Consider the following 21,585-nt stretch of genomic DNA (forward strand, 5'->3'; position numbering starts at 1 on the left):
AAGTTATTGTTGTTTTTTGTCGCATTATTATTTTATGGATTGAATCTTTTGGATACCTTTCTGGACATCCGGATGGCTCATGAAAAGGTTCCACAACAGATTCGTACGGTAATTCTCGATCATAACCGTTACAGGCGCTTGATTCAATCCCATAAATAAGGGAGACACCCAATTTACAGTCAAGTTGAAAGCATCCCGGAAACCGTACTCACCCCATAAGAAGCTGCCATGGTTACGATAATAATTCCGCAAGGCTTTCATGGAAGCGTCCGGCGTATAAGGGAAAGAAGCCAGAGCGCCCGTAGGTGCCATCGTTCCGTTATCCCTGTGCGGCATCGGCTCCTGAGCTTGATAGTTCCAAGCGAAATCGCTGGCGGTCAATCCCCAACAATCTTCTCCATAACCTACATACCCCCCTTGGTTCTCGATACAATACCGTTGATTGATCTTTGCCATTTTCTGGTTGTTCTCGAAATAATTCGTGTACTTATCCGTGAACTTATGTGGGTCCAGCCCGAGATAGGAGTAATGGATAAAGAAAAGAGGACCTCCATTAGAGACACCTACTTTCAAGTTCTCCCCATAATAAGTATTGCCATTCGTATACATCTTACCATCTTCTACACGCCCCCAATCGGCACGGTATTCTTGCGCATACTCCTCTTGGCTGGCCCAGCCGCTATAATACATCTCCGGAGAGATTCCGTATTTCGGCCCCATGATAGCCAACATATAGGTAATCATGGTCTCATTCCAGCCGATCAATTTATGATTGATCACCCACGCCTGATCTGGAGACCAGTGCCAATATAGATATGGGCTGTCCTTAAATTGCTTATACCAGCTCCATTCCACGTTTTTCCATAGATTATCGATGCTCTTACGGATTTGTTTCTCCTTGTCATTCTCTTGGTTGAAATATTGACGAGCCGTTAACAGCCCTTGGAATAAGAAAGAGGTCTCCACCAAATCACCTCCATTATCTTTCGGGCCGAAAAAAGCAACCGTCTTCCCGGTTGTCCCATCGATAAAGTGAGAGACCGCCCCATGGAATTTATCCGCTTTCTCCAAGAAAGAAGTGATTTTCAAGAAACGCTGTACGCCCTCTTCCCGGGTGATAAATCCCCGTTCGATACCCGCCACGATCGCCATGATACCGAAGCCGGAAGCCCCGGTAGCGATCATATCATTCCGTCCGGGAATATTCTCACGGGCAAGACCGCTGTTTGGCTCCGCTCCCTCCCAATAGTAACGGAAGTTCGCTTCCTGTACCATATCCAGCAATTGCTCGTCCGTCATTGGATAGGTAGTGGCCGAGACTGTCTGGGAATCATTGGATTCATTCAGCGCATAATCCACGGCCGTCACCTTATAATAAGCCTTTTTACCAACCTCTCCCAAGAAATCGGTATAACGATTCATCCAAGGGCGGCGGACAGCGACCGGCTGGTAAGTGATCCCGTCGAAAGAACGGTAAATGCGATAGTATTTTATATCCTCCTTTGATTGAGGAATCCATTTGATATCGATATGACGCTCATAAGCCTTAGCTTCCTGCAAGACCGGAGCGTTTAAGGTACTTACCGACGGAAGGGAAGCCGGCAAAAGCTCTATATCATCCAGATAAATCGTATATTCGTTTCCATCGGCCGTACCGGGACGAAGGGCTACAGCCGCTAATTTCTTGATGTTCGTATCGTTCACGGCGTTTAATCCGAAATCCTTCAAAGGAATGGATACGGAATGCCATACGCCGGGACGTGTATCTTTCAGATAATTTCTCAGGTTTAGGTATTGGGTATACGTGCTGTCCGCATAACGAATAGCGATATTGGGAAGAGCGGCAGCATTCATGCTCTCTCTCAACTGCACTTGCATAGAGAGCGTAGAAGGCTCACGAAAGAAGTCATTGCCACGGACCGGGCAATATTGTATCTCGCTATACCAATCTCCACTGGGAGCGGATACATAGGTAAGCTCCAAGGAATTACCGGGCGTAAAAGCGACAGAGCCGGCAACCGGAAGATGATGTCTCGCATTTTTAATCCAAGAAGGTGAGGTATATTTCGCTTGAGAATAAAAGTAATCCCCTTTCATCAAGCTATTCTCGAAGAAAACATAGTCGTAAGGTTTCTCCACCGCTTGCAAGCTGGCGGATAATAAGAGAGTAGTTAGTAATGCGATGTGTTTCATGATGCTGATATTTATATAAATAAAGATATGATTTGAGATAAAATAGGCGGTGCCAAACGGGTTGACACCGCCTTGCCAAACTACAAAGGTCTAGTAAATAATGAGAATCTTATATTACTCTGTTACTTCCGGCTCAAAAGGCACAGGCTCAGCTTCTAAGTTAGGATTCAAGTCAATTTGATCCTGTGGTATCGGATAATATTCGCTTTCTCCTTTCACAAAACCCGGAAGTTCTTGAGTGGCTCTGTCCGTACGGACTAAATCGAAGAAACGTTCGCCCCATTCCAATGCCAACTCAACTTGACGCTCTTCCAGAATTTGATCCAAAGTCGCATTTGCAATCGGAGCTAAACCAGCACGTTCGCGAACCAAGTTTAATGGAGCGTCTCCATTTTGTCCCTTACGAACTTTAGCCTCAGCGTTCATTAACAACACATCAGCATAACGGAATACACGGATATTATTATTATCGCCATATCCAGTACGTCCCGGAGTCATTTGATTAGCCGGTGTATAAGCCTTTCCATTATAAGCAGTCGGTTCACCCGGTTGAGCGACAGGAATATAATCACCGTCACGAGTAGTGGCATCCGTCATGAGGAACGTTGTTTCCGCACGAACCGCTTCACCACGTTTAGAGAATAAATTACGGATTTTCTCAGTCGGCTCAATAAATGCCCATCCAGAGATAGGAGCCTCTCCACGAGGACCTTGGAACGCAAACCAGTTGTCAGAAGAAACGATATCACCACTTCCATTTCCAAAGTCAGTAAATTGATACTCTAGCAAAGACTCATTACACAATTTTCCCGGAATCTTAAACAACTCATAGAAGTCATTATACAACTCAAACTTTCCGCTATTGACGATATCCTCGGTCAAGGCCAATACCTCATCCCATTCATTATCATACATCTTCTGTTTCGCTTTCAACATCTCAGCGGTATATTTTGTAACCGCTCCCGGATGCTCAGACTCATTCGGACGAATAGCCGGTAAGTTTGCTATACAATAATCCAACTCGTCATAAATGTACTTCTTTACATCCTCTTTCGTATTCTTGAATACATTCAGTTCTTGATTGTCTAACAAAAGAGGCACATCGCCAAACAAATTTACCAACTGGAAATAAGCATATGCTCGGAAAAAGCGAACTTCAGCAGCATATTGAGCGTTTAATTGCTTGTCTGACTCACTCGTCAAATGTTTAGCATAATTCTCTAAAGACTCCAATGCTGAATTAGAAGTAGAGACAACATAATAGCAGTTTCCCCAAAGGCCACTTAATGCCCAGAAAGTAGTCAAACGATCATACTGGAATTTACTAGCATACTCATACTCAATCTGGTCCGTAGGAGATCCTCCTTTATTCACATCGTCACCGCGAACTATGATACATCCATACGAGGACCAAGACCCCAGATAACCACGAGCGGTCGCATATACACCGGAAACAGGCATATACATATTCGATTTATTCGTATAATCAATACCCTCTACCTCTACAGTATTCTCTGGAAGCTTATCCAAGTAATCACTACAACTGGATGTCAGCAATGAAAAGGCTAAAGGGATAGCCCATAAAATCTGTTTTTTTAATATATTTTTCATATACTTCTGATTAGCATTTAAAGATTAATAAATAATACGAAGACCTAACGTATAAGAAGATGCTAAAGGATATACACGCTCATCAAATCCATAAGAAGAAGATGCTATCTCACCTTTCTCGTTCTTACTACCCAACTCTGGGCTGAAGCTGTTTGCCTTGAAAACAGTTAAAGGACGATCAGCAGTCAAGCTCAAACGAATGCTCGGCATCTTGAATTTTCCAAAGTCTTTCTTCGGGAATGTATAAGCAACTTGTACATTCTGAATACGGAAATAAGAACCATCTTCTACATAGAATGAGTTAAAGTTAGAGATATTCCAAGGTTTTACAGAACCTTTCGCAGACATATATTCGTTAGTAGAACCCTCACCTGTCCAACGATTCTCGAACTGATCTAAGTCATAGTTCAATTCAGAGTGCCAACGGCGGTCACCACGTTTACGGTTTACGATCTGGTTTCCAGCTACACCTTGCATAACCATAGAGAAATCGAAATTCTTGTAAGAGAATCCTAAGTTGATACCGTAATTGAAGTTCGGGATATAAGAACCCAATGTTACACGGTCTTTATTATCAATCTTACCATCCTTATTTTGGTCAACATACTTGAAATCTCCGGGCTCCAAACCATTTGCTACAGCAATCGGATCAGCAGCGATCTCTGCGGCATTCTGATAAACACCCTCAATATCATATCCATAGTAAGCATTCAACTCACCACCAACTTGAGAAATCGTACGGAACTCCGCAGAACCACCATATAAATAAGATAAACCATTCAAATCTTTTACCTCATTGTGCAAGGTTGTCAAGTTTGCTCCAATGTAGTAAGAGAAATCTTTACCGATCTTATCAGCCCAGTTAAAAGACAACTCAACACCTGTATTCAAAATCTCACCTCTGTTACCTAATAAGTTACCGGCACCCATTGGCAGAGGAGCATCGATCACGGCATTTTGAGTCAAACGATAATACCAGTCTGCCTCTATTGTCAAACGGCTATTCAACGTACGAAAATCTAAACCGACGTTCGTCTCATTCACGACTTCCCAACCTAACCAACTAAAATAAACCAAGTTCGTATAACCAGGAACAGCGCTTCCTCCAAATATACCAGAGGTACCCATATCTTGCGTAATGGAAGCGAAACCATCACTAGCCGCAACCTTATCGTTACCTAACTTACCCCAGCTCGCACGTAATTTCAGATAATCAACCCATTTCTGATCTTTCATGAATCCTTCTTCTGAAATATTCCAAGCAGCACCTACAGAAGGGAAATAACCCCATTTCTCTTGGTATTTGGAAGAACCATCGGCACGCATTGTAGCAGACAATAAATATTTGCCTTTATAATCATAAGATACACGACCGAACCAAGAAACACCACGATAAGTCGTACCGTCATCGCCAGTTTTACGTCCATCCGCATTACCTTGATTCAAATAGTAATATTCCTCGTGTCCGCCCGGAACACCTGTAGCTTCTCCCCATAGGTTACGCCAGTTCTCTTCACGTACGGATTGACCCAACATCGCGGTTAAACCATGATCACCGAACGTATCTGTATAGGTCAATGTATTATCTAAAATCCAACTGTGATAAATATCATTCTTCTTATTCAAAAGGGGAGTCGAATTCAACTGAGTTCCACCAACCAAAAATTCTGGAGTATAAGCTCTTGTCTGGATAACATTGATATCTTGACTATAAGCCGTTTTAAAGAATAACTTATTCTCCGGCAAGAAGTCGAATTGCGCATAGAAAGAAGGCATTACGCGCAACATTGAATTTTTAGAATCATAATACTCCGCTTGAGCAACCGGATTGTAGTAATACTCACTCAAACCGATTTGGGCAGGAGAACCATATTTCGTAGGATACGGATTCAAGGAGCTATTTTCATCATATACAGGAATAATACCCGGTGTACGGAAAGCTGCTAACCAAACCTCGCCGTTTGGCAAGTTTTGCGTAGAGTTGCTCAAAACAACGTTAGCTCCTACTTTCAACCAATCAAAAGCCTTATAATCCGCTTTCGTACGCAAATTGAAACGAGAGTAATCATTTTTAGAATCCAAGATACCATCTTGATACAAATAAGAGGTACCCACAGAATAAGTAGCTTTTTCAGTACCTCCAGAAATGTCTAAAGAATGGTTGTGAGTTAAAGCTGTATGTAAGATCTCATCATACCAGTTTGTATTCGGAAGTGTTCCCCAAACATTTTTAGCGTTATTTACAACAGCCTGTAAGGTTTCATTACCCATCTCACTGATCATAGTCGCATATTGCTCACTATTAGCCATTTTCAATACATTCGTAGCCTTTTGAAAGCCAACATAACCATCATAAGTAACCGTAGCAGGACGATTCAACGCACCTTTCTTTGTCGTAACCAAGACTACGCCATTCGCCGCACGTACACCATAAATAGAAGCGGCAGAAGCATCTTTCAAAATAGACAAATCTTGAATATCACTATTATTCAAGAAATCAATATTATCAAAGAACATTCCATCTACAACATACAAAGGTTGGCTATCCGTATTCATAGAACCGATACCACGAATACGTACGGAAGGACCGGAACCTGGCTGGCCACTATTCGTAATCTGCACACCCGGCACTTTTCCTTGCAAAGCACTCATCGGAGATGATGTCGCATGTTTCGTAATCTCATCAGCCTTGATCACGGCAATTGGAGCTGTCAAATCCTTAGCCTTACTCGTACCATAACCGATAACAACTACCTCTTCCAAGTTTTGCGTATCTTCATTCATAAGAACATTTACTACAGTCTGTCCGTTAACCGGGACTTCTTGTGTAGTCATACCTACATAACTAAATACTAAAGTTGCGTTCTTGGGAACATTACTCAAAGTATAGTCTCCATCCATAGAGGTTATGGTACCATTCGTCGTACCCTTAACCAAAACACTTACCCCGATAGCCGGGTATCCTGTGGCCTTTTCAGTTACCACACCAGTAACTGTCAGATTCTGCGCAAACATAGTAGTCGCAGCAAGTAACAGGCATAAACAAAGCATTAATTTAGCTTTCATTCATTCTAGTTTTAAAGTTGAACATTTGTTTTTACACTCATTATTAAATTTGAAGCAAATGAACACCCAAACCTAAAAAAGGGCAAATTTTTGTATACTTCAACACTACTGCAAGCCTTGCGCAAGCAGAAAATTACTACTTTTATACTACTGCAATACATATTAATTGTCTTATTTTCAGTTATAATACATTTGTTAATTCAAAAGGAGAACATTATATGTTACTAAACACATTTCACTAAATATGGGAAAACAAAAATGACAAGGAAAACTCATAGTTATGATTTTCTTATTTCATAGTTATGATATTTTTCATTCATAACTATGAAATATCTTAGTGGAACTGGATCATGAAATCTACCAAGCTTTGGCCCTCCGGTAGATTTAGTTTTTTACGCAATCGATAGCGCGCCGCCTCGATACCACGTACGGAAAGATTTTGCATACGAGCCATATCCTTAGTTGGCATATTCAAACGTAATAAAGCGCATAATCGTAAATCGCCCGGAGTCAAATCGGGATACCGCTCTTTTAGATTCGTAAAGAACTTTTCATGGATACGATCGAAATTAGTCTGGAAAATGGCCCATTCATCCTCGCCTGATATATTCTCTTCGATCATGCGGATGAGCTTATCGAAGAATCGTTTCGTATAACTTCCCGATAATTGTTGAGCTTGTATTTCCTTTTTTAGACCTTCAAGGAAATCATTATGAGAGATAACAGACAAAGTAGCACTGGCTAATTCCTTACTCTTATAAGTAAGGTCATTTTCTAATTTTTCATTCTCTAGCTTGACAATTAATTGCTCTTGCGCCCTCAATTGCTCTTCTTGCAATCTCTTTTGCTCCTCGTTAACTTTTTTCTCACGCATGACAATCCACATCGTATACATTCTCACTAATACGACCAGTATACATAAAAACAAAGCAAAATAGATGATCAGCGCCCACCAAGAGCTATAAAATGGACGTTCGATCTTGAATGGATAAGACAGAGAAGATAGCTCTTTTCCTCGATCGTCTTTCACAACCGCATGTAACACAAAATTACCATACGGTAAATTAGAATAAGTCCGTTGAAAATTACTGGTGCCTTCTATCCATTCATTATCAAACCCGTCCAGTTTATAATAGATCAGGAAACGGCGCCCCGTAAAATCCGGATACGAAAACTTAAAAAGAATCGTATTATAGCTATAACTCAATACGGACGCACCGGCTTCCGGTGCGTCCGCTCCCTTGCAAGGGAGCGGAGCGAACTCATTTTCATGCCGATTATAGGCCCTTACCTGCGACAAACTTAATGGAACTCGAGTCGTATCCACATAATTCCGGTATCTGTCATAACGAGCGATCCCCCCGTTTAGACAAAAATAAGACGTCCCGTCGGAAGCCACATAAATATTTCCCCTATCCTCTATGGTCGGATTATCAAACAAAGTAAAAGGAATACGCTGTTTTAACTGGAATCGCCCGGACTCATATCCTAACAATACATATTCCGAATTCCGGATAAACCAATATAAATCATTATTCAAGGAAACAACCCGATAGGTATCGCTTAACTCGGGAAAATCCTCATTCAACAAATCATAAGGAACGATCTTTCCAGTCAAATCCTCATAAGTATAAAACTTACTCCCATCCGAGAAAACAATACGTCCGCGTAATTTCATTACATTAATCGTACCACTCTCATTACCTTCCTCCAGTTTTCCGATATACTCCATCTCTTTCACGCTCCTCAAATCCTCATTCAAGCGAAGACGATAGATACCTTTATACATATGGCTAGCCCATATATTGCCGGTAGGGTCAACCTCAAACGATTTGATCAAATTAGAGAATCCTTCTACATTATGGCTAAATTTCCAACGATTAGTAACCATATCCCGGGTGAAAACACTGAGTGGACGGTAAGACATCTGGAGTAAAACTTCCTTTCCATGGATAATTGTCTTACGTAATGCGGTCCCCCCTCCATTGGGACCCGGTATCTGAGTAGCTTTTCGGCCCTCTAGCTGTAAGGTACCTGTATTATGTCCGGCAATCAGTTGATTTCCGACATCGGAGATATACCATGTCTGTTCTTGAGTACCGGGAATCAAGGTTGGATAACTATCATTCTCAGATAACGCATAAAGACCTTGGTTCGTAGCTAAATAAACAATACCCTTCTCTATCACCATATCATGCACCATACCAATCTGGGCCTCAAGCGGTTCATAAAAATAGATCGGAGAATTCACATGTATCTGCGCGATACCATTATCCAATGTAACCCATAAATTATCCGAATTATCAGCAAATACTCTCAATACCGTATTATTAATCAAGCCATTCTCCCGGTTGATATGCCACAAAGTTTCCCCCTGCTTATTAATCGCTACAACCCCATTAGAAATCGTACCCACAATAAAAGTAGAATCTTTCATCATGACTCCCCGGTTTGCGATCCCTTCCTTTAATATCTCATTGGCTGGTGTATTCCACACAGACAATTTTTTACGCACCTCATCATAGATAAAACATCCACTACGAGCCGAGACCAATAATAGCTGATGATCAAATGGCAAGACCGAAACCACATCATCCTCCAAAACCTTTTTCGAGAGTAACTCTGTAAACTGGCCGTCATCCATTCGACAAAAGCTTCCTCCCTCCATGAACTGAACGTATAGATGATCGTCCAATGTGAAAATATACAATGGGGACAGGTCAGATACACCTTTTCTTACTTTTTCCCCGTCATAAATAAAAAAGCTCCGGAATGATTGAAAATAAATCTCACCCTTATACTCATTAATCGTCCAGAACTCATCATTATTAAGATAGACGTTCATCTCAGACGAACTGAGTGAATGATAAATCAGATCATTCTCATCATCCATCTCAAAATACCCGAACTCCTCGAAAGAGCCGACATAAATACGTCCGTCCTTCGATATATACAAAGCACGGACACCTAGATTATTCGGTAATTTCACAAGATCCCAGTGAATACCGTCAAAAACCAAAAGCCCCCGGTTATTACCAATATACATCTTTCCTCCCGGGCCTTGGGAGACGGCCCAATTCTGGTTTCCCGCTTTGTAATCGCTTACGGAATAATTGATGATTTTAGGAATATAGGGTACCTTCGCATTCCCCGTTATACAAAATAACAAGGCAATAACGCAACAAATCAACATACGAACCAACGTCCTCTTAAGTATCTCCTTCACTATATAGTACAGAATGTTATGTACCACAAAAGTAAATAAAAAAACATCACGTTACACCCTACTTCTTATAAACTCTTACATAATCAATCTCGAACACATGTGGAAAAAGAGAATCATCAATACCCTTTTGGCCTCCCCAATTCCCACCGATCGCCAGATTCAGCAAGATATGAAAGCGTTTATCGTAAGGCCAAACCTCATAGCCTGTCCCCTCGTTCTTAAATGTAAAGTATAATTGATCATCTACATAAAGCCGGTACTCATCTTCCTCCCATTCCAAGGCGTACACGTGAAACGCTTTATAACAATCCGGACACGCAATTTTAGCATTTTTTTGAGTTCCGATCGCATGATTATATTTTTCCGTATGCGAAGAACCTACGATCGTGTCGGGATCATAGCCCACATTTTCCATAATATCTATTTCCCCGCTTTTTGGCCAATCCCCGTATTCCCAATCCGTTGGAAGCATCCAGATGGCCGGCCATGTCCCTCGTCCAGTCGGGAGTTTCGCCCGAATCTCAAAACGTCCGTACAACCAATCCCCTTTTCCTTTCGTAATCAGGCGAGCCGATGTATATGAACGACCTTCCATCGGTTCTTTCAAGGCCGTAATCCTCAACACCCCATCCGAGACCCAAGCGTTCTCCTTTCTGCCGGATGTATAATATTGAGCCTCGTTATTTCCCCATTGATATACATTACCTTCCGTATCATAAGACCATTTCGTAGAATCAGGAAATCCCGTATAGTCAAACTCCTCACTCCATATCAATTTCCACCCGCCTTTATCCATGGGTGCAGACAAATCGATATCACTAGCATTCGCCAGACTGCTCAAGAAAACACTATATAGGATAAAACCAAACAAAAGAAATGAACGTGACATAACAATATAGATTTAAATCAGAATTTCCACAAATATATGAAAAATAAATAAAAGTGTAGATGAAAAACACATCGCAAGGTTATCCCCACAATTATACTGCGAATACCACAGGAGATATACTTCAAGTGGCAGAGAAGATATACTTCATGGCCAAAGTAAGTACTACCCCATTTTCCCTAGGGATTTATCGGATAAGCTATCTATACGAGAAAATGTCACAAAATAAAAAAGGGATGCCACAATTGACATCCCTCTCTCTGGATTGTTGAGTTGTCTCACGAGGATTCGAACCTCGACAGACAGAACCAAAAACTGTAGTGCTACCATTACACCATGAGACAATCCGATTGCTTTACTAAAGCGATGCAAAGGTAAGAATAAAATCTTACCTTGCAAATTTTTTGATTATTTTTTTACTTTGCGATCAACAAATAATAATTTTTCTTACCTCTTTGAACCAATAAATACTTATCGTCAAGCAGTGAAGAACAGTCGATTACAGTATCAACCTCCGCTAATTTCTCTTTGTTAAAACTTACGCCACCACTTTGTACCAATTTACGCATCTCACCTTTTGAAGGGAAGATAGCGGCTTTTTCAGTACACAAATCAACAGCCTTGATTCCTGCGGCCAATTCATCACGGGAGATATCGAAATGAGGAACACCCTCGAATACGGCTAGTAATGTGTCCTCATCCAATTTCAACAAAGCCTCGTGCGTGGAGTTACCAAACAAGATATTGGAAGCCTCGACAGCGGCCTCATAATCTTCCAAAGAGTGAACCATAACAGTCACTTCTTTCGCCAAACGTTTCTGCAACGGACGCAAATGAGGAGCGGCCTCTTGCTCCGCCTCCAAAGCGGCGATCTCTTCTTGGCTCAAGTCCGTGAAGATCTTGATATACTTGGCGGCGTCAGCGTCGCTTACGTTCAACCAGAATTGATAGAATTTATACGGAGAAGTATAGCGACGATCCAACCAGATATTACCGGATTCCGTCTTTCCGAACTTACCACCGTCAGCCTTCGTGATTAACGGGCAAGTCAAGGCATAAGCCTCCCCTCCCAACGTACGGCGGATCAATTCCGTACCAGTCGTGATATTACCCCATTGATCAGTACCACCCATCTGTAGGCGGCAACCCTCATGCTCATACAAATACAAATAATCGTAGCCTTGTAGCAATTGATAAGAAAACTCGGTGAAAGACATACCTACACTGGATTCGCGGCTCAAACGTTTCTTCACTGAATCCTTAGCCATCATGTAGTTCACGGTAATATGCTTACCGATATCACGGATAAAATTCAAGAAAGAATAACCCTTCATCCAGTCATAGTTGTTCACCAACTTAGCGGCATTAGGAGCGTCGGAGTCAAAATCAAGGAACTTAGCCAATTGTTTCTTGATGCAATCCTGATTGTGACGAAGAGTAGCCTCGTCCAGCAAATTACGCTCGGCAGACTTCATAGACGGGTCACCGATCATACCGGTAGCGCCACCCACTAAAGCGATAGGACGATGACCGGCACGTTGGAAATGCTTCAGCATCATCACACTTACTAAGTGTCCGATATGCAAAGAGTCTGCCGTTGGGTCGATCCCCACATAGGCCGATGTCAACTCTTTCTGCAATTGCTCTTCCGTCCCGGGCATCATATCAGCGATCATGCCCCTCCATCTTAATTCTTCTACAAAATTCATCGTATTAATTTATATCGTATTACATTAATATATTTGTCACTTTATCTCATACGAGGCAAAGGTACGACTTTTTAATTGAGAATCGAAAATTGATAATTGATAATTATCCGTTTAGGTGGAAGATAGAAACGTTTTTAGCGATTTGAATCCGCAGCTTTTCTTCCGGAATATCCAACGCTTCCGCTACATTTTGGTAGACCCTGCGGATATCAATCGATTTATCATCGGTCTCCAAGAAAAGGAAATCAGGCCATGCGGCACGCAAAGCCGATGGATTAAAACGATCTCCAAAAGAGAGATAAAACCCCAAGCGAACCAATTGGGAGGCAAGTTCACCATTACCTCGAAAGCCATGGATAATCCAAGGCATCTCCGGTTTCACGGCCTTTTTACAGGCAATGAGATCCGCCCACGCTTTTACGCAATGGATGATTAATGGCTTATGTGTTTCCTCCGCTAAATTGGCTTGTGCCAGAAACACCTCTTTTTGCAAATCCATTGGAGATTCGGCCAGTGTATCAAGTCCAGCCTCTCCGATCGCCACGACTCCCGAACCAGACACCAATACCCTAAGTAGGTCCATCTGCTCCTTTACATTATATATATACCACGGATGGATACCATATGAGCGAATAACCGTATCAAGAAGTGGACCCGGCTGCATATCACCCATTGGACTCACGATCCTATTTATAATCGCGATATCCTCCTTATGGAAAGGCATCTGATGCGTATGTATATCATAATAACCCATGGCGTTACGGAACCGGATCATAACCGCTCCCACCCCAAGGATGGCAACGAAGTATTCGTTTAACCGCAAGATACAATCCTTTCACAGGGCCATATTTCTTCAAAGCTTGCACCGCATATTCGGAACAAGTGGGCGTATACCTGCACGAAGCCGGTGTCATAGGAGAGATACAATATTTGTAGAAATAAACCGGCAATAAGAGTAATGTGGTAAAAAAGCGTCTCATTATTCTTTATCCCGAAGGATATGGATCGCTTTCTTCATTGCCTTTTCCATCACAGCGTACGGATGGATCTCTTTATCGAGGTACAGGAAAGCGATTAACATGCCCTTATTCTTCGCTTCCAACGGTTCCAGTAAATCATATTTACGAACCCGGTAAGCCTCACGTACCTGTCGTTTGATCAAGTTACGCTTTACGGCTCTCTTAAATTTTTTCTTCGGTACACTCACTAAGAAGGAAGCACGGGCAGGCATCTCTTCCTCCATCGGTAAATAAACGACCCGCAGTGGAAACGCCACGAACGATTGTCCTTTTTCGAATAATAGGTCAATGTAACGTTTCCACGACAGGCGTTCTTCTTTTGAAAGGGTATACCTTTTTGTCGTCATTATTTTTTACCGTCTTGCTGTTTTTTCAGATATAAATCCAAAGCAGCAGTCATAGAAGGGGCTTCCACCGTGGGAGCCTCAACGTCCAAACGCAGACCCGCATCTTTAACAGCCTTTGCCGTAGTAGGGCCAAAGCAGCCGATCTTTATATCGTCTTGCTTGAAATCCGGGAAGTTCTTCAATAAGGAAGAGATACCCGACGGACTAAAGAAAACCAACATATCATAATCGAATTTCTCGTCCTTCGCGAAATCATTGCTCACCGTACGGAACATCACCGCTTTCGTATAGTTGATTTTCTTCGCGTCTAACAAAGCGAATAGATCATCTTTATGTACATCGGAAACAGGTACTAGGTATTTCTCCTTCGCATGTTTGGCGATAACAGTCACCAAATCATCTGCCTTACCGGTCTGACCATAAAAAATCTTACGTTTTCTATAAACGATATACTTCTGGAGATAAACAGCGATCGCCTCTGTCATACAGAAATACTTCATCGTTTCCGGGATAGCCACACGCAATTCCTCGCATAAATGAAAGAAATGATCGATAGCCGTACGAGCCGTAAAAATAACGGCGGTATGATCCAAAACCGAGATTCGTTGCTGCCTGAACTCCTTGGAAGATAAAGGTTCAACCTTGATGAACGGGCGGAAATCTATTTCCACACCGTATTTTTCTGCAATATCGAAATATGGTGATTTCTCCGATGCAGGCTTCGGTTGTGATACCAATAATTTTTTAATATTCAATGCCATAGAGTACTTGACTCGATAAAGTTATACAAATAAATAATGCCTTCATACAGAAAAACTAAAGGCAATATTTCTTGGCCGCAAAGGTACAAACTAATATATAAAAAACTGCTATTTTTCCTGTGAAATATCCGTATGGTCTTATAAATTATCACAAAACGACACAGAATATAGAAAAATACAAACAACAAAACAGGAATCTGTATACTGCTCCCCACGAATACCAACCAAAGTGCCGGAATGTATAAACAGATCCCCCACGCTCCTATAATAGCGTTATAATTAGTCTTCCAAAACTTGTATTTCGGAGCGTCCGTAAAAACAACCCCCAATAAATAATAGAAACAGCGCTTACACCAATAAAACAGCATCAATACCATCATTATCAACCCAATAGATATCAACACCGTATTTTCTAGCAAATGGTTGAAATACCCATATGCCCTAGCGATAGCAAAAAGGCAAACGCTACAAAGAAACAAGGCTTGAAACGTCATGAAATTCCGGAAGAGCCATTCGCTCCCCCTCGTTACCTCAAATAAATTTTGACGTTCTTTCACATATACCACATCACGCATCATCTTCAGGAATAAACGATAATTGGTACGGAACACCAACGCAAAACACATAAATAAGACGAACAAAAGGCTAAAGACCACATCGTCCACCAATTGTCCGTCCCACAAACGAATCCCTACATATCCTTCAAATGTACCCATGTGCCGCTATTATCGGCACAAAGGTACATAATTATTTCAATAAAGCGCTTCCTTAATAATCTCTCCTACCGTAGGATGCGGGAACACAAACGACTTTAACTCATCCGATTTCATCCCCTTCTCAATAGCGATTCCGGCGATCACGATCAACTCCGAGGCCGGATTACCCAACATATGGGCACCGATCAACGTCTCATCCTCCGACAAGATCAACTTACAAACACCATTCCCCATCTCATTCTCCGCGACAAAACGCCCAGAGAATGCCATCGGTATTTTTTTCACGGTATACGAAATACCTTCTGCCTGCAACTCCTCCTCTGTCTTCCCGACACCGGCGATCTCCGGATTCGTATAAACGACACCCGGAATAGCCTTATAACTCATCGGGCGCGATTTGCCCAAGAGATGATCCACGGCCACCTCCGCCTCGCTAACTGCCGTATGCGCCAGTAAGGAAAAAGCGGTAATATCACCGCAAGCATATACATTTGGCAGGGAAGTCTGCATGTACTCATTCACCTTCACCCCATTACGAAAAGTCTCCGGAGCCAGTATCTCCAAGCCAAAACCTTTCGTAACCGGACGACGCCCTACACTCAAAAGGACCTTATCGCCATGCAACGTGAATGTCTCCCCGTCTTTCTCTACAAAAACCTCGGTTCCATGCACCCCGGTCACTTTATGACTTAGATAAAACTTAATCCCCCGTTTAGCGTATTCCGCTTGCAACATTTCGGACAGCTCACGATCCATCGGGCCTAATATCTTATCCAACATCTCCACGACATGTACCTCTACCCCAAGGCTATTGAAGAAAGAAGCGAACTCCATACCGATCACGCCTCCACCGATTATCACCAAAGAGGCCGGAAGCTCCTTCGATTGCAACGCCTCCCGGCTCGTCCAATATTCCGTCTCCGCCAATCCGGGTATAGGAGGAATTACCGTTTCTGATCCCGTACAGATCAAAAGGTTCGCAGCCTCGTATAGCTCTTCTCCGGCGGCGATCGTAATCGTCCCGTCGGCCGCACGCCCTTGGATACAAGCTTCCGCCGTAACCATCACCACGCCATGCTCCGTCATTTTCATACGGATACCGGCTGTCAGCTTTTTCACGACCTTATTCTTACGGGCGATGATTTTCGGGAGATCAAAAGAAGGATTCTCCGCTTTCACCGCATACTTGGAAGCATGCTTGATATTATCATACGTCTTAGCGGAATAAAGAAGCGTCTTTGTCGGCACACATCCCTCATTCAAACAAACCCCGCCCAATGCGTTTTTCTCAAAAAGAATCGTGGAAAGCCCACCCTGCGCCGCTCTCTCCGCGGCAGTATAACCGGCAGGACCTCCACCGATTATAGCGACATCGTATTTCATACTATTAGATCTATTTAAGTTGTATATTAGGATTAATCTTTCTCAACTGTTTGATAAAATCAGCCCGGTTGGTCGGAGATATGAGCATCCAAGGTTTCCCATTGCTCCATATGATCAGCCGATCCAACGAAAGGGCGTAGCTAGACACCGGCATCACGGTAGATTCCAACGCCTCTATATCAGCGATAGCGATCTTCTTCTCCGGGAAAATACTACAATGCGCTATCAACATATCATCTTCCGTTATCCGGTAATACGTATTAAAGAAAACATGAAGCACCCCCAACGCAGCGACCATCATACCCACTATAACCGATATATTGGTACGCAAAAACGCAGCCACACAACCAATTACCACCATGATAATCACCAGATGATACCACCATCCCACTTTTGATTTATATTCTCTTTCCATTTTTCGAAATTTGCCGCAAGTTAACGAAAAACGTCAAACAAAAAGAAAATTGCCCAATCTTTCCCATAAAAGAAAATACGCTGTCACTTCTCAGCAACAGCGTATCCACTTAAACCGGTTAATACAAATCATAAGATTGTAGTCGCCTTTTTATTTTAATTCTTCCAATACCGTATAGGATTGTAATACGTTATTCTTATCATATTGTTCCGTACGCACTAAGCCTACATTCGGGCTGTACCACTCATAGCCATACCCAGTGATTGTCTCCTTTGATTTAGGGGAACGTGTAGCGATATTATATTTTACCTTAGCGCAATCGAACGTACCGGCAGGAGTTGTTATGCTTTCCGTTTTAATAAACTCACGATCCTTAATGGCCATATCCTTACGATTCTTCCGGTTCTTCTTATCGTAGATCTTTACGGAAGCCTCGTCGAAATACACGTTATTCTTATCGAAATTAGCCGCATACGGATTTGGGTAATTTATAAAGTTCTCCGTGATATCCACATTCGTATTCATTTCCGATACCACTCCCGGATAAGAGAGCGTCTCTTTCGAGTCGAGGAAAAATTCTCCATTCTGGCAGTATGCCTTGATATCTCCTTTGTTCACGATCGTACCGGAGGGATTAGTATATACGTAGTCCGCTTCCACCTCTTGGCCGGAAGGCAATGTTTCCACCTCATCCACTTGATAACTCATAACAGATTGTAAGTTTCCCTTCGCGTCATATCCTTTACGGACCCATACCGTTCCCTCTGTTTGCGGAAAGAAGAACGTACAATCTTGCGCCATCGCTCCTCCCGCGATCAATGAGATTAAAGCCGTGTATAATATTTTCACCTTCATAATTTTGACGTTTAATTAATTCACTACTAAATACATGCCGGATATCCAATGCTTTGTTAAAACAGAGTGAACCCCTAAATGTTCAGAAGGTAAAAATTAAAAATAGCCAAAATATCTTTCTTGACAATACATTTAACCATAACTATGAAGTAATCTATTACATATTTACATGAAATATACCAGTTTATAAAGGATATGTTGTAATTTTGTAATTAATATAGACATTAAACAAGCATAATGGAACTGGAAGAAAATAAGATATCAATCTCTACAATCAAACAATACCTACAATTAATAATACATGATTTGGGTAAATTTACTCATCTAGAGTTTCTGACCTTGAAAGGATGGTTACTATATTCACTTTCTTTAGTGACTATCCTTTGTATACCTTGTATGGCTATTCTAATTATTACAGGTCTCATATCCGGAAATATTCCATTGGACCTACTGATCGCAATCTCATTGATTCCCTTCATATTTATTTTACCTCTGACATTGACATTGACTTTTATCAACAATTATAAGAGACCAAAGACATTAAGAAAATACATACTTCAAGGATTGGGACTCTATCTTTGGGATAGTCCACCCAAAAAGGTCAGCCAAACAGCATTCGAATGCATAAAAGAGGGAAAACTTTTCAGAATTGAGGTTTGCCTTTTAAAGAATGAAGGAAAAGAAGATTGGTTCACTTGCATGATTATTCCTTATTATATACCTAAATCAATAAAAGACAAAGAACAGCATATCGAAAATGTGAATCGCTATCTGAGCGAGAAATGTATTTTTGAGATAAAGCAAGACATGGCTTTTTTCACCATACCAGTCAAAGTCTTTCCGAAGTTAGACCTAAATAAAAGTATTGAAGAACTTTTGTACGCTATGAGACGTTTTGATTTGCGTACATCCACATTCTATAATCCCACCGCAATATTAAATAAAGTACCAAACACCCTCGAGATACTTGCCATGACAGTATTTGATATGGAAATTGATGAAAAATGGATAACCTGGTCTAAAAATATGATAAAAGCAGACTTTGTCAACAAGAACATGCAAGACTTCGCTTCTCAGATACCTTGTATAGATAATCAAAAGGATCTAAGGAAAAGAATGGATATTCTTATATGTGAGTTCAATTTAGATATTAACAAAGAATACATACTTTTGAACTATCTTCGATTTCTCTTATTTGAAAATTATCACAAAAGAAGAACTGTCTTAGAAGTAATCCAATGCTTAAGTCAACTATATATACATTCCAAAATATCTTTACTGCGTGACTTCGATTTATTGTATAGGGCTAAAAAAGAAATTGATGAAACAGGAAAGCAAGTTTCTTGGACAAGGGATACCCTAGAACCTAAAAACATTGATAGTTATATAATAAACTATTTGGATACATTGTCAAAAACAGGGATTCTATCCATGTAAGCATTTGTATACGACTTACCAATCCAACCCGCCTTTGGATATCCCCTAATTATAAAGGAAATTCATATATCTTTTTACCATCCAAACTATAGATGAAAAACTTTTCACCTACCCTAAACATCTTGGATGAGGTATGTAAATAAGCTTTCTTTTCACCCTTTGAATTAACCCACAATGTTTTGTCTCCCAAGAATATCAAATTATCCCCATTTGGTAAATCCCTGAATGGACGTAACCTAGACAAAGGATAAGTTTGTAAAACATTCAGTTGTTGGTCTAGCTCAACCATTTCATTCTTATCTGTAACCAAACAATAAATCGAATCCGGGCGTTTATATCGCTGATAAGATGTACTATCCTCAAAATCCTGCAAGAAATAAGAAGAATTGGTAAGATATAATAACTTCCCGTTTACTTCGGTATTCCATGATACCTCACTCAATAAGGAATCCCCAGATAACGAGTATTTCCGGATATGATCGGAAAACAACACCATCAGAGCATCCTCTTCCCAATTTATATCAAACTCCTCCACCATCTCTTTCTTATCCGAGAGCTGGCGAAACCAAACCTTCTCCCCCTTTCGTTTATCGAAGCAGGCGATAAACGGCCAGCCAACCTTCAGTCTTAAGTATTCGTGAGCATAAGCCTCAGAAGTATCAAAAATAGTATTTCGATACCCTGTTCCCATATTAATCATATAAAGGCTATCTCCTCTCGCAAACAAATGAGAGCGAGATCCCATTCCATCAGGTATCGGATACCCCCATTTAGGTTGCAACTGCCGATCCAGACAAAACAAATTCTCCCGGCTTGCCACGTAAAAAACCGTGTCGTCCGATAAAACATTCGATACCAGTTCCATCACCTTCTTCGGCCCGGTAGGCACTGCTGCAAAACCGGTTAAGACACCCGTCACCACACCGAGCGCACCAAGAGCGACGGCCTCTTTATAATCACTTGCCCCAGTCGGCATGGCATAACTCGGCCCTTCCCCATTTCCCATGTGAACCAGATGAATCCCATCCGAGACAATCAATCGAGTAGAGTCATCCAGTAAACCACTCTCATTCCATCCATATACATGGCTCATTTTCCGGCTCCACATCTTTTCTCCCGTCGCAAGGCTATGGCCTTCCAACTCGTTAGACACCCCGTTCATATAACTGCCTTTATAAGCCAAAAACATCCGGTTCTTAGCGTCCACACAATAAGGAATCATTTTCTTTTTCTTCCAAACCTCATTACCTGTTTTCAAATCCAGCAACGATGTAGCCTTCCCCATTGTCACGAACAAAACTCCCTCTGAAGTCAACTTTGGATCTTGATTAAAATAATTGACAGGACGTTGCCATAGCATCCTCTGATCAGCCAAGGAGTAAACGGATATTCCCCCCTTATTTTTCAAGGAAGTCTCATTTTTCGACAAATTCCGATACCGGATAAAAAGCAAATTATCCGTCGAATCCACATCCACTCCAAGAATCCAGCCGGGTAAAGCCAAACTTTTAGCAATGATAACAGAGCCATCCTCATTGATACCCAATGTGTCCGACAAAAATGTTTGAGATTGTACATCTAATGAAATACAACAAACAAACAGCAAGAAAATTTTGATGACCCTCATATCTCCACAATAATTATTTGATACAATTTCACTTTTGATATTTTTCTAACGAAATACAAGTCACATTATTATAATTAGGTTGATCCATCATGACGAAACGTAAACAACTTTCCTGATCGTATTCTATCAATAGTGGGTTGTAAATCATGAGTTACCCGCACTTTGAACCGGCATCATCATCACCCTACTCGCCGAACCTGCGGCGGCTCCACCGATAAGCCTTCTATGATGATAGATATATCAACAGATTGTATAGTGTAACTACACTTATTAAAGTTCAGGATACTGTTTCAAGTAGTGTGTCTGAGGTGAGATAAAAAGAAAGTCTACGGAT

Annotated in this window: 16 protein-coding genes; 1 reads left to right on the top strand and 15 read right to left on the bottom strand. The window is 41.5% G+C overall.

Going from position 1 to position 21,585, the window contains the following annotated elements; all coding sequences use genetic code 11:
* Positions 1-27: 27 nt before the first annotated feature.
* From DW033_RS10500 to DW033_RS10575, 14 genes are all read right to left on the bottom strand, one after another.
* Positions 28-2,193: a glucoamylase family protein gene (locus tag DW033_RS10500; RefSeq protein ID WP_122114991.1), complete on the bottom strand. Its 2,166-nt coding sequence runs from the start codon at positions 2,191-2,193 to the stop codon at positions 28-30.
* Positions 2,194-2,307: 114 nt separating this feature from the next.
* Positions 2,308-3,804, bottom strand: a complete 1,497-nt coding sequence (locus DW033_RS10505) for a RagB/SusD family nutrient uptake outer membrane protein (RefSeq protein WP_005860289.1) — start codon at positions 3,802-3,804, stop codon at positions 2,308-2,310.
* Positions 3,805-3,828: 24 nt separating this feature from the next.
* On the bottom strand, positions 3,829-6,870 hold the full coding sequence (locus DW033_RS10510; protein ID WP_122114990.1) for a TonB-dependent receptor: 3,042 nt from the start codon (positions 6,868-6,870) through the stop codon (positions 3,829-3,831).
* Between the two features lie 334 nt (positions 6,871-7,204).
* Positions 7,205-10,063 carry a triple tyrosine motif-containing protein gene (locus DW033_RS10515; RefSeq protein ID WP_008773160.1) on the bottom strand — a complete coding sequence of 953 codons (2,859 nt, stop codon included), beginning with the start codon at positions 10,061-10,063 and terminating at the stop codon, positions 7,205-7,207.
* Positions 10,064-10,154: 91 nt separating this feature from the next.
* Positions 10,155-10,985, bottom strand: coding sequence for a family 16 glycosylhydrolase (locus DW033_RS10520; protein ID WP_009275446.1), 831 nt, complete (start codon positions 10,983-10,985; stop codon positions 10,155-10,157).
* Between the two features lie 413 nt (positions 10,986-11,398).
* On the bottom strand, positions 11,399-12,691 hold the full coding sequence (gene tyrS, locus DW033_RS10535; RefSeq protein WP_008778966.1) for a tyrosine--tRNA ligase: 1,293 nt from the start codon (positions 12,689-12,691) through the stop codon (positions 11,399-11,401).
* 103 nt (positions 12,692-12,794) lie between these two features.
* Positions 12,795-13,466, bottom strand: a complete 672-nt coding sequence (locus tag DW033_RS10540) for a TatD family hydrolase (RefSeq protein ID WP_122114989.1) — start codon at positions 13,464-13,466, stop codon at positions 12,795-12,797.
* Positions 13,450-13,671, bottom strand: coding sequence for a membrane protein insertion efficiency factor YidD (gene yidD, locus DW033_RS10545; RefSeq protein ID WP_005863660.1), 222 nt, complete (start codon positions 13,669-13,671; stop codon positions 13,450-13,452). Before yidD ends, DW033_RS10540 begins: the two co-directional genes overlap by 17 nt.
* Positions 13,671-14,057 carry a ribonuclease P protein component gene (gene rnpA, locus DW033_RS10550; protein WP_036630613.1) on the bottom strand — a complete coding sequence of 129 codons (387 nt, stop codon included), beginning with the start codon at positions 14,055-14,057 and terminating at the stop codon, positions 13,671-13,673. Before rnpA ends, yidD begins: the two co-directional genes overlap by 1 nt.
* Entirely contained in the window at positions 14,057-14,812 is a 756-nt protein-coding gene (locus DW033_RS10555; RefSeq protein ID WP_029257164.1) for a uroporphyrinogen-III synthase, read from the bottom strand. Before DW033_RS10555 ends, rnpA begins: the two co-directional genes overlap by 1 nt.
* Positions 14,809-15,534: a DUF4271 domain-containing protein gene (locus tag DW033_RS10560; protein WP_008773164.1), complete on the bottom strand. Its 726-nt coding sequence runs from the start codon at positions 15,532-15,534 to the stop codon at positions 14,809-14,811. The genes DW033_RS10555 and DW033_RS10560 overlap by 4 nt, the downstream gene beginning before the upstream one ends.
* A gap of 36 nt (positions 15,535-15,570) precedes the next feature.
* Positions 15,571-16,917 (bottom strand): dihydrolipoyl dehydrogenase, encoded by a 1,347-nt coding sequence (lpdA, locus tag DW033_RS10565; protein WP_122114988.1) that lies wholly within the window; start codon positions 16,915-16,917, stop codon positions 15,571-15,573.
* A gap of 10 nt (positions 16,918-16,927) precedes the next feature.
* The gene (locus DW033_RS10570) at positions 16,928-17,332 is read right to left on the bottom strand and encodes a PH domain-containing protein (RefSeq protein WP_057326764.1); all 405 of its coding nucleotides are present in this window, start codon (positions 17,330-17,332) and stop codon (positions 16,928-16,930) included.
* Positions 17,333-17,482: 150 nt separating this feature from the next.
* Positions 17,483-18,187: a hypothetical protein gene (locus DW033_RS10575; RefSeq protein WP_005860303.1), complete on the bottom strand. Its 705-nt coding sequence runs from the start codon at positions 18,185-18,187 to the stop codon at positions 17,483-17,485.
* Between the two features lie 237 nt (positions 18,188-18,424).
* Between DW033_RS10575 and DW033_RS10580 the strand changes: the two genes are divergently transcribed.
* Positions 18,425-19,624 (top strand): hypothetical protein, encoded by a 1,200-nt coding sequence (locus DW033_RS10580; RefSeq protein ID WP_008778963.1) that lies wholly within the window; start codon positions 18,425-18,427, stop codon positions 19,622-19,624.
* A 49-nt stretch (positions 19,625-19,673) separates the two neighbouring features.
* Here the strand turns inward: DW033_RS10580 and DW033_RS10585 are convergent, their stop codons facing one another.
* A complete protein-coding gene (locus DW033_RS10585) occupies positions 19,674-21,251 on the bottom strand; it encodes a PQQ-binding-like beta-propeller repeat protein (RefSeq protein ID WP_008778962.1) in 1,578 nt (525 codons plus the stop codon).
* Between the last annotated feature and the right edge of the window lie 334 nt (positions 21,252-21,585).

Source organism: Parabacteroides sp. AF39-10AC, from assembly GCF_003635405.1.
GTDB classification, from domain to species: Bacteria; Bacteroidota; Bacteroidia; order Bacteroidales; family Tannerellaceae; genus Parabacteroides; species Parabacteroides distasonis.

Coding starts and splice junctions, on each gene's coding strand:
- DW033_RS10500 (WP_122114991.1), bottom strand. CDS start 2,193: ATGAAACACATCGCATTACTAACTACTCTCTTATTATCCGCCAGCTTG.
- DW033_RS10505 (WP_005860289.1), bottom strand. CDS start 3,804: ATGAAAAATATATTAAAAAAACAGATTTTATGGGCTATCCCTTTAGCC.
- DW033_RS10510 (WP_122114990.1), bottom strand. CDS start 6,870: ATGAAAGCTAAATTAATGCTTTGTTTATGCCTGTTACTTGCTGCGACT.
- DW033_RS10515 (WP_008773160.1), bottom strand. CDS start 10,063: ATGTTGATTTGTTGCGTTATTGCCTTGTTATTTTGTATAACGGGGAAT.
- DW033_RS10520 (WP_009275446.1), bottom strand. CDS start 10,985: ATGTCACGTTCATTTCTTTTGTTTGGTTTTATCCTATATAGTGTTTTC.
- tyrS (WP_008778966.1), bottom strand. CDS start 12,691: ATGAATTTTGTAGAAGAATTAAGATGGAGGGGCATGATCGCTGATATG.
- DW033_RS10540 (WP_122114989.1), bottom strand. CDS start 13,466: ATGATCCGGTTCCGTAACGCCATGGGTTATTATGATATACATACGCAT.
- yidD (WP_005863660.1), bottom strand. CDS start 13,671: ATGAGACGCTTTTTTACCACATTACTCTTATTGCCGGTTTATTTCTAC.
- rnpA (WP_036630613.1), bottom strand. CDS start 14,057: ATGACGACAAAAAGGTATACCCTTTCAAAAGAAGAACGCCTGTCGTGG.
- DW033_RS10560 (WP_008773164.1), bottom strand. CDS start 15,534: ATGGGTACATTTGAAGGATATGTAGGGATTCGTTTGTGGGACGGACAA.
- lpdA (WP_122114988.1), bottom strand. CDS start 16,917: ATGAAATACGATGTCGCTATAATCGGTGGAGGTCCTGCCGGTTATACT.
- DW033_RS10570 (WP_057326764.1), bottom strand. CDS start 17,332: ATGGAAAGAGAATATAAATCAAAAGTGGGATGGTGGTATCATCTGGTG.
- DW033_RS10575 (WP_005860303.1), bottom strand. CDS start 18,187: ATGAAGGTGAAAATATTATACACGGCTTTAATCTCATTGATCGCGGGA.
- DW033_RS10580 (WP_008778963.1), top strand. CDS start 18,425: ATGGAACTGGAAGAAAATAAGATATCAATCTCTACAATCAAACAATAC.
- DW033_RS10585 (WP_008778962.1), bottom strand. CDS start 21,251: ATGAGGGTCATCAAAATTTTCTTGCTGTTTGTTTGTTGTATTTCATTA.